This is a genomic window from Nostoc paludosum FACHB-159, from assembly GCF_014698835.1.
Classification (GTDB): domain Bacteria; phylum Cyanobacteriota; class Cyanobacteriia; order Cyanobacteriales; family Nostocaceae; genus Nostoc; species Nostoc paludosum.
The window spans coordinates 1-13515 of sequence record NZ_JACJTU010000099.1 but is presented as its reverse complement, the minus strand read 5'-3'; the positions used below and the strand labels follow the sequence as shown (position 1 = coordinate 13515).

The window sequence follows — 13515 nt, the reverse complement described above, 5'->3', positions numbered from 1 at the left end:
GTGGGCATTTTGTCTGCCCAGTTCAGAGGGCAGACAAAATGCCCACCCCACAAGATGAGATAATTTATTTGTTGCTAATCCAAAATCTCAAATCTAAAATCCAAAATTGTATCACCAACCTTGACGCAATAAATCGCTAATTTCGTTGTGGCAATATTCGGTTAGTTCAGCCACAACAGTTCTGGCTTTTTTGCCATGATATGTTTTTTGATGTTGAGGCGTAATCCAATAAGGGCGACCAATTAACACGGCAACCCGGCGATAAACTACTAAAGGATGCCAACCTGATTGTTTAAACAAAGGTTCTGAAGGATCGAATAAACTCAACAGCCTAAGGGGAAAACCAGAAGTGTTGACTTCTTCAATTGAAGCGATCGCAACTGGCAAAATTGCTAAATCCTCCACATCAGCCCGCAATGCCAAATGAGCAAATCCCCGCTGAAATTCACCAACTGTGTTCGGCACGGTAAATTTTACCATTGGTTGTGCTCCTTCGGGAAATACTCCCACCATTTGCCGAGATTGCAATAGCATCTGTGATTGCACAAAAAAGCTTTGTTGGCGGTTTTGGGGTTCCTCTAAAGGAAAACACCCCAATTGTCCGGTAACAATCTCCCGCATAATCGGGACTTGTCCCATGTAGTGATGACAAGCAAAGCGAATTGGGTTGGATAACGCCGCCATTAAAATTGGTGCATCCATAAAGCTGCGGTGATTGCTGACCACCAAGACGCTACCATCTCGCGGAATGCGATCTTCGTAATAGCGAAACATTTGTGTTGAAAGCCCCGCTAACAAAGCTTGCGAAATCAGAGTCGGACTATTTAGACTCATACCTAATCAATATATATTCCGGTAAATATGGCAGTTTATCTTAATTTAAGTTTTACATTTCTTTACCACTGCCATGACCGTCTTAAGATAGAAATGTCTGAATCTACAAACTGAGATAGATTTTCTCTGAGTATTATGTATTCCTAAACACAATAATATTATGTAATAAAAAGTATTCGGGAAATTTCTTTAATAGTAAATTTCTGTATTTTAGGGAAAAATCACTTGAATTAATGCATATTATAAAACAATTGCTGACCGGATAAATTTGCTAATATTAAGGTGTTATTGGAAAAAATGGTAGTAATGTTATATAATTGCGTGGTTTTGCTCACAAAACTAAGATGTAAAACGTTTTAATAAGTTGATTTTATTTTGCATGAATCTAGTGAATAAAACACAAAAGACATTTGCACTGACAACACCCTTATATTATGTAAACGATGTCCCCCATATAGGCAGCGCTTATACAACGATCGCTGCTGATGTAGTGGCGCGATTTCAAAGATTGCTAGGACGCAATGTACTATTAATTACGGGTACAGATGAGCATGGGCAAAAAATTCAGCGAGCGGCAGAAAGTTTAGGCAAAGCGCCACAAGATTTTTGCGATCAAATTGTGCCTAGCTTCGTGAGTTTATGGCAATTGCTTGATATTCAATACGATCGCTTTAGTCGGACTACAGCGCCTCGTCATGAAGCGATCGTTAAAGAATTCTTTGAGCGAGTATGGGAATCTGGCGATATCTATCAAGGGCAACAACAAGGCTGGTACTGCGTATCTTGTGAAGAATTTAAAGAAGAACGAGAACTTTTAGAAGGACACCGTTGCCCAATTCATACTAATAAACAAGTCGAGTGGCGAGACGAACAAAACTATTTTTTCCGCCTATCTAAATATCAAAATAAACTCACAGAATTTTATCAGTTAAAACCCGATTTTATTCAACCAGAAACTCGACGTAACGAAGTCCTAAGCTTTGTCAATCAAGGTCTGCAAGACTTTTCAATTTCACGAGTGAATGTAGATTGGGGCTTTCCGGTACCAACCGATCCCAAACACACTCTTTATGTTTGGTTTGATGCGCTACTGGCTTATGTAACTGCATTACTCGAACCAGATGCCGAACCAACTTTAGCAAATGCTCTTGAGACATGGTGGCCAATTAATTTGCACTTAATTGGTAAAGATATTCTGCGCTTCCATGCAGTTTACTGGCCAGCAATGCTTTTATCAGCTGGTTTACCTTTGCCAGATCGGGTATTTGGACACGGCTTTTTAACCAAAGATGGTCAAAAAATGGGCAAAAGCCTGGGTAACACCCTCGATCCTGTAGAGCTAGTTAAACGCTATGGTAGTGATGCCGTTCGTTATTACTTCCTTAAGGAAATCGAATTTGGCAAGGATGGCGACTTTAATGAAAATAGATTCATTAATGTTCTGAATGCAGATTTAGCAAATGACTTAGGTAACTTGCTCAATCGCACCTTGAACATGGTGAAGAAATACTGTGCTGAAAATAATGTACCACCAATCGGCAACGAAACAATCTCTGACGAAAATCCGTTAAAAACAATTGGTTTACGTCTGGGGGAACAGGTAAAACAAGCATACGAACAGCTCGCTTTCAACCAAGCCTGCGAAGCCATCCTTTTACTAGTGCAAGCTAGTAATAAGTTTATTGATGAACAAGCTCCTTGGTCATTATATAAACAGGGACAGCAGCAGGAAGTCGAAAAAGTTCTGTATGCAGTTCTAGAATCGGTTAGACTAGCAGCTTACCTGCTATCTCCTATTATTCCAAACATCAGTAGCGATATTTATCGGCAGCTGGGCTTTGGAACAAACTTTAACGAGCAAATACAAAGTTCGCTTAATGCTCCTTTTGCTACCCATTCAACATGGGGAGTACTATCTGCTAAACAAAAGTTGGGTACACCCCAACCAATTTTTAAGCGCATAGAACCACTAAAAAACGATTAGTCAATATCAAACTCTGATTTTGTTCAATTTCTAATTCTCTGGTAAAAATTTATCGGGGCTGAGCCTAATTAGCCCCGGAACATTATCATAAACCGCTGTGACTAGAATGTAAAACTGGTTAATTTGTATCAAAAATAACAGGGATAAAAACTGAGGTATGACAACAATGTTGAATAATTTAGAAAATGACTCGATATTTACACCAGAACAAGTTTTGGAGAATCGGGGTAGGGTCGCCATATTTATTGATGGCTCAAATCTATTTTACGCTGCATTACAATTAGGAATTGAAATCGATTACACAAAGTTATTATGTCGATTAACTGGAGGTTCTCGGTTACTTCGTGCTTTTTTCTACACTGGTGTAGACCGGACAAACGAGAAGCAACAGGGATTTTTGCTGTGGATGCGTCGCAATGGTTATCGAGTAATTGCTAAGGACTTGGTGCAACTGCCAGATGGCTCTAAAAAAGCCAACCTGGATGTAGAAATAGCAGTCGATATGATGGCGTTAGTCGATTCCTATGATACCGCAGTTTTAGTCAGCGGTGATGGCGATTTGGCTTATGCAGTCAATTCCGTGAGCTATCGTGGTGTCAGGGTAGAGGTGGTGAGTTTGCGTTCCATGACTAGTGACAGCTTAATTAATGTAAGCGATCGCTACATTGATTTAGAAGCCATCAAAGAGGATATTCAAAAAACCCCTCGTCAAAGCTATCCATATCGACCGTTATCGAGCATGGGATTTTTGGAAGACCCAAGAACGACCGATGGACACTTGGAAATCCAAGAATGAAGTATCAGTTTAGGCATGGGGCATGGGGCATGGGGCATAGGGCATGGGGCAAACAGGAAGTGTGGGAGGATAGGGAGGAGAGGGAAGTATATTCTCTTTCCCCCCACACTCCCCACACTTCCCCATCCCCCCACACTTCCTCATCTCCCTCATCCCCCTCACTCACTCCCCGATCCTCTTTCTTTATTTTGCTTTTGACTTTTTTTTTAGGAATTGGATTAGTTAGCTGCGGGGGCAAACCCCCCACAGTTTCTCAAACAAATACTCCTAATTCATCTAATCAAGATAGTAAATTGACATTCTTTGATGTCACCTTAGAACAAGCGGATGAAGTGGGACGACCGATTTGGAAAGTCCAAGCTAAAAGGGCAAAATATACCAAAGAAAAACAAATTGGTCAGGCGGAAAATCCTTATGGAGAACTGTACCAAGATGGCAAAATAGTTTACCAAGTCAAAGCAGATGTAGCAGACATCGAACAAAATGGAAAGCAGCTATTTCTCAAGGGTAAAATATTTGCCACAGACCCTAGCAATGGAATTGTCTTGCAAGGTAATGAGTTAGAATGGCGTCCCCAAGAAGGTTTGTTGATTGTCCGCAACCAGATTAACGGGACTCATAAAAAACTACAAGCCGTGGCAAAAGAAGCGCGAGTAAAAACTAGAGAACAGCGGATAGAATTTTCGGGAGGAGTAATAGCAAATTCCGCCGATCCCCAGTTACAAATGCGAACAGAAAATTTGAATTGGAATATTAAAGAAGAAAAATTAATAGCCGATCGCCCCATAGAAATTGACCGTTATAAAAATAATAAAATTAGCGATCGCGCCAAAGGCAATGCTGCCGAAGTCAACTTAAAAACTAAAATAGCGATCGTCCAAAATAATGCCCAACTAGATTTACTAGACCCACCATTACAAATAGCTAGTAACTCTATGACCTGGAACATGAATGCCGAAACCGTCACCACAAACTCCCCTACCCGGATGTTCCAGCGCGTCGAAAAAGTTACGGTCACAGCCAACCAAGGGGAAATGAAAATCCCGCAAAAAACGGTTTATTTAACAGGTAACGTCAACGCCGTTGGTCAGCGTAGCCAGTCATTGAGATCTAATACATTAACTTGGTATTTAGACAATAAATTAGTTGAAGCTCAAGGAAACGTAGTTTATCGACAAATTGACCCACCGTTAAATTTTACCGGTGAAACAGCAGTTGGCAATTTGCAAACAGAAAATATTGTTGTCAAAGGTGGAAATTCTGGCGGTAGAGTAATAACAGAGATTATTCCCCAAGAAAGGGCGAATCGTCAGTAGAGATTGGGGGGTGGGGAGTGAAGAGTTAAGAGTTAGGAGTGAAGAGTTAGGAGTTAAGAGTTAGGAGTTATTCTCCTTGTCCCCTTCCCCCATCTCACCACTCCCCAATTTTCGGTCAACGACTAGGCTAGGATCTTAGTACTACAAGTCCTTTGATAACCCATGAATGGCTCAAACCGATTAGGTAAAGAATCCTTGCCAACATCCCAGCAAGCAGAACACTCTCATAATCACCATACAGATGGCGAACATGCAGACCATACTCATGAGCATGGAGAGTTAAGCCATCCTCACGTCCATAGCGAAGAGTCATTACGGCGAATTGTCAATCGGCTATCGCGGATAGAAGGACATATTCGTGGTATTAAAACAATGGTGCAACAAAATAGCCCTTGTCCTGATGTTTTGTTACAAATTGCCGCAGTGCGGGGTGCATTAGATCGGGTTGCACGAATTGTTTTAGATGAACATTTAACCGAGTGTATTGCTAGAGCAGCCAAAGAAGGCAATATGGAAGTTGAAATTGAACAATTAAAAGCTGCTTTAGATCGGTTTTTGCCTTAAATTCAGAATTCAGGAGTCAGGAGTCAGAATTTAGAACTAAAACAGGCTTTAGTTACTTCACTAAGAAATCTGCTGTAAATCTTCTTTCTTTTGCCTCTTGCCTTTTGCCTTTTGCCTGCTTCAGCCGCGATCGCTGCTCATATTACCATCAAAATTTGATAAACACAAATGTACAAGCCGAAACAGATGAAATCAAAAAACCCCAAGCAAGTGCTGAGTAACAACGAATAGCCTTGTATTTCAACAAGGTAATTGCCGCAGTTACACAAGCACCCAAAAAGCAAATTAAATAAGTTTTAGACCATACGATAGTTACGATTGCCTGAATATAAGCAGGGATTGGGCCAGGAACGGGTTTATTGTTTAACAGATCCAAAAAGCTTAAAAATAGAAGGATCGCTGGTATGAAAACCGATCCGATAATCGCAATATTTCGGTATCCTGGTAAAGTACGACAACGAATGAATGAGATTACAACCGAGCATAAACCTATAAAATTTACGATTGCCCAAACGCTTAAGACAATGAACAATATCATTCCCATAAATAATACAAGCAGATAAATGTACACCTGTTATTCATCAGATTTCAAGATTATTTGCCAAATATTAATCCGTCAATAAGTGTATATTATTTTACTTTAATTCTTGGGTATGATAGGCGTTTATTTCATCCGCAGGATAGGATACCGAAAAATGAAAGTATATTTTAGCGTATTTCCAGAAGGCTTATGAGTACTTAATTTGACGTTGCGATCGCCATCTGCACAAATCAGCATCCAATCAACCTTTCAAGCATCTCTGTTCCAGATGTGATGAATAAAGTGCCAGCCTGTGGTTGTGAAGTAACGGGGAAAAACACCGCCTCAAACCCTGATTCTTTCCTCAACTTTCACTCATTTTTCGCTCTACTGAGATTATATTTATTAGACCTCTTACAAAAGTCTTTCTTTGCCTTCTCTTCTCTGCGCCTCCCCGCCTCTGCGTGATACAAATTCATATTTATGCAAGAGACTCCATGAACAAAATTCACAACGAAGGAATGAAAATATTTCTTTCCTAGTCACCAGTCCCCAGTCCCCAGTCCCTATTTTCAAGGCAGGTCTATTGTAGAATTTATTTTGAATTCTCAAATTTGATTCCTACTTACCACTGTGCCACTTGTTGCCGCACTTCTTCCATATCTAAATAATCGCTAATAAAAGCCTTCCGTAAAAGTGGATGAGGAATAAACTCATCATACTTTTGAATTTCCGGCGCTTCTGAACTAGTAACTAAATCTTCTGCACTAATCCTTTGCTCGCATAATGAAGCAATTTCATGAGCAAGATATTCAAATTTACCCTTCCCTAATTTAACTGTCAAATAATAAGGATTAACCCCACCAATACTTTTAATTTCCAATGATTCCCGACACCAAGAGTTAAGCAATCTCTCCAAAGTGCGATAACCAACAGTACCCATCCAAGGAAAAATACAACATTTACCTTTTTCCAATTCCAAAATATTCTGCTTCTCTAATCCCACCCGCCGCACCAATTGGCGAACCGTCTGTAATCTTCGCAAAGCATTCTTTTGCAAATAGCTATACTCTACATCCTCAAATAAAACTTGCCGCATTCGTTGTAAAACTTTTGTATGAATACTCCCACCACCACCACGCCAATAAATACTAGCTTTACCCTCAGCTTGTTTCACAACAATAGCTCTTTTTTTAAAATCAACTTCTACAACTTCCCAAGTTCTGCCAGCTAAACCAAATTGATTACCAACATGAACCGGCGCGGCAATACTACCAATTTCGGTTGTACCATGTTTGACAATATATTCTTTTTGTTCCGCAAACACAGCATAAAACTGAAATTTTCTCACTACCTTTTCTCCCGCCAAACCCAGGATTAATTTACCTTGTTCGGTATGTTGAATATGACCGATATCAATTAAATAACGTAGCAATAACCGAAAATCTTCTTGGGAAATAGCAGCAAAGGGCGGCAAACTAAAAATTTGTTTAGCTAAAGTATTCGGTAAAATTTCACCTGTTGCTGTTAAAATACTCATTGTTTGGTGATAGAGCAAACTCAAAGGATATTTAATGGGTTGAATTGGCTCAATCCACTTTTCCTCTACATAAAGTTGAATAATAGCGATACATTGTAAAAGTTGCCAGGGAATTTGCTCTGGTAAAGATGCTTCTGATAATGGTTGTTCTTCAGCGCAAATAAAGCGCATATCAGCCGCTTCACCTCTTCTACCGCTGCGTCCCAAACGCTGTAAAAAACTAGCTACAGATAAGGGTGAATCTAACTGAATCACTCGCTCTAAATGACCAATATCTATACCTAATTCCAGGGTCAGAGTTGCAGCAGTCACAGCAGGATTGTTGGGTTCGCGCATGGCATTTTCAGCCGCTTGCCGCAAACTAGCAGATATACTCCCGTGATGCACGTGATAGATATCTGGTGATTTTTGTTCTGTGGCAATTTTTCGTAAAGATGCAATAATAGATTCGGTGCGCGTCCGATTATTTGCAAATATTAGGCATTTACGAGATTTGCTGAGGTTAAAAATATATTGTTCGTAAGCTGTCGCCTCTGATTCATCAACTTCATCATTAATATAAAAATGTTCTACAGCTAGTTTGATTTGGCGTTTGATTCCATCTATTTGGGGAGTAATTACTTCATTATCAGTTCCAGAACGTAACCAATCTTCAGCTAAGGAATAATCACCGAGAGTTGCAGATAAACCAATACGGCGCGGTTGTTTTTGTGTGGCTTTTGCTAAACGTTGTAATTGGCAAATAATTTGACAACCGCGTTCTGAACCCATAAAGGCGTGGATTTCATCGATAATTACAAACCTTAAATCGCCAAATAAGCGAAGTAGGTCGTTATTTTTATTAATTAATAAACTTTCTAGAGATTCTGGTGTAATTTGTAAAATGCCTTGGGGATTTTTTAAAAGTTTATTTTTTCGAGTTTGAGAAACATCGCCGTGCCAGTGCCAAACTGGAATATCTGCTTCTTTAAGTAAGTCGTTGAGACGCTCAAATTGGTCATTAATTAATGCTTTGATGGGACTAATATATAACGCACCTATGGTATTGGCTGGATAGGTGTGTAATAAAGTCAAAACTGGGAGAAAGGCTGCTTCTGTTTTACCGGCCGCAGTTGCAGCAGCAACTAGTAAGTGAGCATCGGTGTCAAATATGACTTGGCAAGCAGCAATTTGGACTGGTCGTAATTCTGTCCATTGGTGATGATAAATGTATTCTTGGATGAAGGGTGCGAGTCGGTTAAAGGCGTTGTTCATGTTTTTTATATCACGCAGAGGCGCAGAGAAGAGAACGCAAAGAAATTTATTGGTTATTTATTTACGAAGGATAAATGTCAAATGATATTTTCATACTATTGACTCAAGGCAGATTCAGCATTTGTCGGTCAAACTAAAGTTGTAAGGGTAAGTATATAATGAGGCAAAACTGATGAATCAGCATAAGGAACGTTTACGTGTCATCCTTGCTATAGCAATTATTTTGGTTGGAGTGACGCATTTTCTGATTCCAGAACCTTATGTCAAAATTATGCCACCGCAACTTCCTTATCCTTTGGAATTAGTTTATCTAAGTGGCTTTTATGAAATTTTGGGTGGTATTGGTTTATTAGTCCCGCCTGTAAGTCAAGCTGCTGCTTGGGGACTTATTGCTCTTTTTATTGCCGTTTTCCCTGCCAATATCAATATGGCGGTTAATCATATTAAGCTCGAATATATACCAGATTCACCTTGGGTACACGTAATCAGACTTCCTTTGCAAGCAGTTTTAATTGCTTGGGCTTGGTGGTATACAAAACCTTCTGATTTGGAAAAACAAGTTTCTATTATTCCCAAGTCAATGATTCCTAAAGAACTAGAATTGAAATAAGGGTGTTTTTTACCACTTTTGTCTATTTAGTTACTATTATTGATATCCAGCTATGCGCGTTGCAAGTTTGTTTGGCATAACACTTTCGTTAGCAATTGGTATTGCGGAAGTTACTGTTCCAGTGGCTCAAGCAGTGCAACTTGGAGATGGTACAGTGTATTTTGTCCAACCACCGAAACTGGTTGAGGCGGTAACTATTTACAAAGATGTAAATTTTCCAGGTGGGACTTACTATTTTACTATTAATCTGCCGGAAAATGCTGGAGAACCTCTTCAGAAAATAACGATCGCTCAACGTGAAGGAGGAGAGAATATCCAGTACCATCTTGATGATACCCGTGCATTTGTCGGAACGCGCGATCGCAAAGGGACACCATTAACACTAGGTTCAGTCACTAGAGAACGCAAAACACGCACAATTACTGTCAGCTTTGACCCACCTGTAACTCCAGGACAAACAATTACAATTGGCCTCCGTCCTTATAGTAATCCCACTTTCTCTGGTGTTTACTTACTAGGTGTCACAGCATTTCCAGTGGGTGAAAAATCCCACGGCCAATTCCTCGGCTTTGGGCGGTTTCAGTTCCAGAGTGGTGGAAGAGACTTGTGGTTTCCCTAAGAAGTATATTAGGGAACAGGCAACTTGTACTGAGCGTACCCCTGCGGGGAAGCAAGCTACGCGTAGCGTCTCGTAGAGAAGTCGAAGTATAGGCAATAGGTTGTCTGCTTGTGTGAAGGTCTACAGTCAGTTCATATCCTAACCTAGCTGGCAATTGCTACATTACCTAATTCAATTAAATATGAAAAGATTATTAATCACTGGAGCCAGCGGTTTTTTAGGATGGCATCTTTGCCAGCTTGCAAAACAAGAATGGGAGATTTATGGTACTTATTTCTCCCATTCTATAGAAATTCATGGTGTTAAAATATTAAAAGTTAATTTAACAGATTTTCAAGAATTACAGCAGATATTTAATACTATCAAACCAGCAGCAGTGATTCATACTGCTGCTCATTCACAACCGAACTTTTGTCAAACTCACCCCGAAGAATCGCACGCAATTAATGTCACAGCATCATGCAATATTGCTGGACTTTGTGCTGATAATTCTATTCCTTGCGCTTTTACTTCAACAGATTTGGTTTTTGATGGTTTAAATGCTCCTTATTGCGAAACAGATTTTGTCTGTCCTGTAAACATTTACGGCGAGCAAAAAGCCATCGCTGAAGCAGGTATGCTAGAGCGATATCCCATGACAGCAGTGTGCCGAATGCCCTTAATGTTTGGTGCCCAAACACCCACAGCAAAAAGTTTTATTCAACCATTTATTCAAACTTTAAAAGACGGAAAAGACCTAAAATTATTTATTGATGAATTCCGCACGCCAGTAAGTGGAAAAACTGCGGCAAAAGGACTTTTGTTAGCATTAGAAAAAGTCAACGGTATTATTCATTTGGGTGGAAAAGAGCGGCTGTCCCGCTATGATTTTGGTTTACTATTAGCAGAAGTATTTGAGCTACCAGCTAGTAAAATAAAAGCCTGCCGACAACAAGATGTAAAAATGGCAGCACCTAGACCAGCAGATGTTTCTTTGAATAGTTCCAAAGCTTTTGCATTGGGGTATCAGCCTTTGTCTTTACGAAAAGAATTGCAGGAATTAATCAATAGTCAATAATCAGATTGTATTTGTTGTGTACCTAACCAGTGACGGAAGCTGGAATGATAGAGACTATAATAGATTGCTCCGTCAATTTGTTCTTGGTGTAAGAATTCAAGCCAACTTTCTAGAACTTCTTCAACTTCGTATTCATCTGTATTGATTATATTAGCAATAGAATCTACAGATATTGCTTTTTGCTGCTGTGTTAAGACATTTAATACATCTATGCTATGTTCCGTCTCTTCTTCCGGTGGAAACATTTTGTGTAAATGCTGCTGATAATATGCTTCTAAACCAGGCGGGAGTCGATCGCACTCGAAAGATTCCGGGTAGAAATTTTCTACAATCGCACCTACAATCCGGCTAACATACATAAAATTATTTTCGCTCAAAGTGGTGAGCAAATTGCTAAATTCTTCCTCATTAATCTGGTGATTACTCAACCAAGATTTAAGATCCCCCCTACCTCCCCTTAACAATGGCGAAATATTGCCCCCCTTTTCAAGGGGGGTTGGGGGGATCTCTTGAGGAGTTAGGTAATTTTGAATATAAGCTTGAATATCCCGCCGATTTTCTTCTGGATAATCTGCTAAATCAAGACTTTGCGACGGCGTTTCAATTAATAAACCCGACTTGTCCCGCAAGAAAGGTCTACGAGTGAGGAGGAAATAGACCTTATCCGGGAGATAGCGGGGGAGATAAAACAGATTTGTACCAGATGGTTGGCTGTTGCGGTCAATGCAATTCAACCCATCAATGGCAATTATCAGTTTTTGATGAGGTTCTAACTCATCGCTGATTTGCTGGAGAAGACTAGAGAAAAACCAACTTCCCTCTGTGGCGTTATTAGGGAGAGAGGTGTAATTAAGGGAGTATTGATTAATGAGTTGCGTGCAGATATTTATGAGAAATTCGTCAGCACGATTTTTACCCTCAAGTTCGGCATTGTAATAAATAACTTGAGGATTGTTTGTCACATATTTGGCGAGAATGGCACTTTTACCGCTACCGGGTGCGCCAACGATAGTGAAGTAACCGTGGCGATGGCGGTGGAGAAAGTTATTAATAGCCGTGAAGACAAATTCACGACCGACAAAATTTAGGCTTTTGGCTTGAATAATTTGCTCAAAATCTATGGGATGTCCTCTGGAATTGATTTTTGTTGGTGGTTTGGGTGGTGAATTCATAATTGTGAGGAATAATTATAAGATGAGGCAACAGTGGAGGTAGTCATGACTGTGCAGTTATTAAGACGAAAATTCACGGTTGAGCAATATCATAAAATGCTTGAGTCGGGGATTCTTACAGAGGATGACCGAGTAGAACTGATACGAGGAGAAATTATAGAGATATCGCCTATTGGCACAAAACACGCAGCTTGTGTAAATCGCCTGATTAATTTGTTGGTGCAGTTGTTAGGTAAGCGCGTCATAGTTGCGGCTCAAAATCCAATCGTATTAAACGATAACTCACAACCTCAGCCAGATGTAGCATTACTCAAACCACGTGATGATTTTTACGCCACTGCACACCCCCAACCCCAGGATATTTTTTTATTAATTGAAGTAGCTGATTCAACTATCGAGTATGACCGGGAAGAGAAAATCCCTTTATATGCAGAAGCAAACATAATTGAAGTTTGGTTAGTAGATATTAACGAGCAAATTGTGGAAGTTTATCAACAACCAACAGCCGCAGGATATCAGCATATTCAAAAGTTCACTAGCGGTCAAACTTTATCAATCCAAGTCTTACCCGATGTAAATATTAGCGCCAACCAAATTCTCGGTCACTAATATTCTGCATAGTTTCTTAATTACGAATCACACCCCATTTCCTCAAGACGCAAAAAATGCACCTTACCTGAAGCATCTCCTGCTACGATTTTCACGCCGTTGGGTGCAACAGCACAGCAACGAATGGCACTATCGGCAGTGAAGGTGGCAATGACCTCCCCTGTTGCCAGATTCCAGACTTTGAGGGTGTTGTCCCATGAGTCAGAAATCACCTGTTGCCCATTGGGGGTGACGGCGACGGCATTTACCGAGTCACCATGACCTTTGAGGGTGAATAGTTCCTCCCCTGTTGCCAGATTCCAGACTTTGAGGGTCTTGTCCCATGAGGCAGAAATCACATGTTGCCCATTGGGGGTGACGGCGACGGCATTTACCGAGTCACTATGACCTTTGAGGGTGAATATTTTTCTTCTGGTGAGCAGATTCCAGACTTTGAGGGTGTTGTCAGAGGAGGCAGAAATCACCTGTTGCCCATTGGGGGTGACGGCGACGGCATTTACCGAGTAACTATGACCTTTGAGGGTGAATAGTTCCTCCCCTGTTGCCAGATTCCAGACTTTGAGGGTGTTGTCAGAGGAGGCAGAAATCACCTGTTGCCCATTGGGGGTGACGGCGACGGCATTTACCGAGTCACTATGAC

Annotated in this window: 12 protein-coding genes; 8 read left to right on the top strand and 4 right to left on the bottom strand. The window is 40.4% G+C overall.

Going from position 1 to position 13515, the window contains the following annotated elements; translation table 11 throughout:
* Window positions 1-111 precede the first annotated feature (111 nt).
* Entirely contained in the window at window positions 112-834 is a 723-nt protein-coding gene (locus H6H03_RS37835; RefSeq protein ID WP_190960130.1) for a lysophospholipid acyltransferase family protein, read from the bottom strand.
* Between the two features lie 379 nt (window positions 835-1213).
* Here H6H03_RS37835 and metG point away from each other — a divergent pair, with 379 nt between their 5' ends.
* From metG to H6H03_RS37815, 4 genes are all read left to right on the top strand, one after another.
* Window positions 1214-2818 carry a methionine--tRNA ligase gene (gene metG / locus H6H03_RS37830; RefSeq protein WP_190960129.1) on the top strand — a complete coding sequence of 535 codons (1605 nt, stop codon included), beginning with the start codon at window positions 1214-1216 and terminating at the stop codon, window positions 2816-2818.
* A 166-nt stretch (window positions 2819-2984) separates the two neighbouring features.
* The gene (locus H6H03_RS37825; RefSeq protein WP_096541968.1) at window positions 2985-3614 is read left to right on the top strand and encodes a LabA-like NYN domain-containing protein; all 630 of its coding nucleotides are present in this window, start codon (window positions 2985-2987) and stop codon (window positions 3612-3614) included.
* A complete protein-coding gene (gene lptC, locus H6H03_RS37820) occupies window positions 3611-4930 on the top strand; it encodes an LPS export ABC transporter periplasmic protein LptC (RefSeq protein WP_242057762.1) in 1320 nt (439 codons plus the stop codon). The genes H6H03_RS37825 and lptC overlap by 4 nt, the downstream gene beginning before the upstream one ends.
* 162 nt (window positions 4931-5092) lie before the next feature.
* Entirely contained in the window at window positions 5093-5494 is a 402-nt protein-coding gene (locus tag H6H03_RS37815; protein WP_190960128.1) for a metal-sensing transcriptional repressor, read from the top strand.
* A gap of 1145 nt (window positions 5495-6639) precedes the next feature.
* Here the strand turns inward: H6H03_RS37815 and H6H03_RS37810 are convergent.
* On the bottom strand, window positions 6640-8808 hold the full coding sequence (locus H6H03_RS37810) for a DEAD/DEAH box helicase (protein WP_190960127.1): 2169 nt from the start codon (window positions 8806-8808) through the stop codon (window positions 6640-6642).
* A 172-nt stretch (window positions 8809-8980) separates the two neighbouring features.
* On the opposite strand from H6H03_RS37810, the gene H6H03_RS37805 reads away from it, so the two are divergent.
* The 3 genes from H6H03_RS37805 to H6H03_RS37795 all read left to right on the top strand — a co-directional run bounded on the left by H6H03_RS37805 (window position 8981) and on the right by H6H03_RS37795 (window position 11094).
* Complete coding sequence (locus H6H03_RS37805; RefSeq protein ID WP_190960126.1) at window positions 8981-9418, top strand: DoxX family protein; 438 nt, start codon at window positions 8981-8983, stop codon at window positions 9416-9418.
* Between the two features lie 52 nt (window positions 9419-9470).
* Window positions 9471-10037 carry a DUF2808 domain-containing protein gene (locus tag H6H03_RS37800; RefSeq protein WP_190960125.1) on the top strand — a complete coding sequence of 189 codons (567 nt, stop codon included), beginning with the start codon at window positions 9471-9473 and terminating at the stop codon, window positions 10035-10037.
* A gap of 181 nt (window positions 10038-10218) precedes the next feature.
* Complete coding sequence (locus H6H03_RS37795; RefSeq protein WP_190960124.1) at window positions 10219-11094, top strand: SDR family oxidoreductase; 876 nt, start codon at window positions 10219-10221, stop codon at window positions 11092-11094.
* Here the strand turns inward: H6H03_RS37795 and H6H03_RS37790 are convergent.
* Window positions 11088-12266 (bottom strand): ATP-binding protein, encoded by a 1179-nt coding sequence (locus tag H6H03_RS37790; protein WP_190960123.1) that lies wholly within the window; start codon window positions 12264-12266, stop codon window positions 11088-11090. The two genes, H6H03_RS37795 and H6H03_RS37790, sit on opposite strands and share 7 nt — an antisense overlap.
* A 45-nt stretch (window positions 12267-12311) precedes the next feature.
* Here H6H03_RS37790 and H6H03_RS37785 point away from each other — a divergent pair, with 45 nt between their 5' ends.
* Entirely contained in the window at window positions 12312-12875 is a 564-nt protein-coding gene (locus H6H03_RS37785) for a Uma2 family endonuclease (protein ID WP_190960122.1), read from the top strand.
* Window positions 12876-12895: 20 nt separating this feature from the next.
* On the opposite strand, the gene H6H03_RS37780 is transcribed toward H6H03_RS37785, so the two are convergent.
* Window positions 12896-13515 (bottom strand): WD40 repeat domain-containing protein (locus H6H03_RS37780; protein ID WP_190960121.1); only part of this gene is annotated, 620 nt, incomplete at its 5' end.